This is a genomic window from Mesorhizobium sp. M7A.F.Ca.US.010.02.1.1, assembly GCF_004023085.1.
Lineage (GTDB): Bacteria > Pseudomonadota > Alphaproteobacteria > Rhizobiales > Rhizobiaceae > Mesorhizobium.
This window is the reverse complement of sequence record NZ_RZRV01000132.1, coordinates 1-404: the sequence shown is the minus strand read 5'-3', so window position 1 is coordinate 404 and position 404 is coordinate 1. Positions and strand designations below refer to the sequence as shown.

The window sequence follows — 404 nt, the reverse complement described above, 5'->3', positions numbered from 1 at the left end:
TAGTCCGTGGGCTCGGGCCTGCATCCATCGGTACGCTTGGTGGCGCTGGCGGGTCAAACGGTCGTTGCCTCGGACGTCGAGCAATGGCGCCATCACTTCGCGACGTCCTGTGCCTTGCGCCATCGCTTCTCTTCCACCGAAGCCGGTCACATCGCGGTGGCTTCGGTAGCTCCGGGCGAGTTGCTCGCGCCAGGCACGGTACCGGCGCCGCGACCAGTCGCGGACAAGTCTCTCCTGGTCGTCGATGAAGATGGCCAGCCGGTCGAACAGGGAGGCGTCGGCGAACTCGTCGTCCGCAGCGCTTTCCTGGCAGACGGTTATTGGCGGCAGGCGTCCGAAACGGCAAAGCATTTCGGCACCGACCTCAATTTTCCCGACCAGCGTGTGTTTCACACCGGCGATAT

At 64.1% G+C, this 404-nt stretch carries 1 protein-coding gene; it reads left to right on the top strand.

Features of this window, described 5'->3' with window-relative positions:
* Nucleotides 1–39: 39 nt before the first annotated feature.
* The coding region (locus tag EOA19_RS35075) for an AMP-binding protein (protein WP_164893141.1) at nt 40–404 on the top strand (365 nt) is incomplete at its 3' end.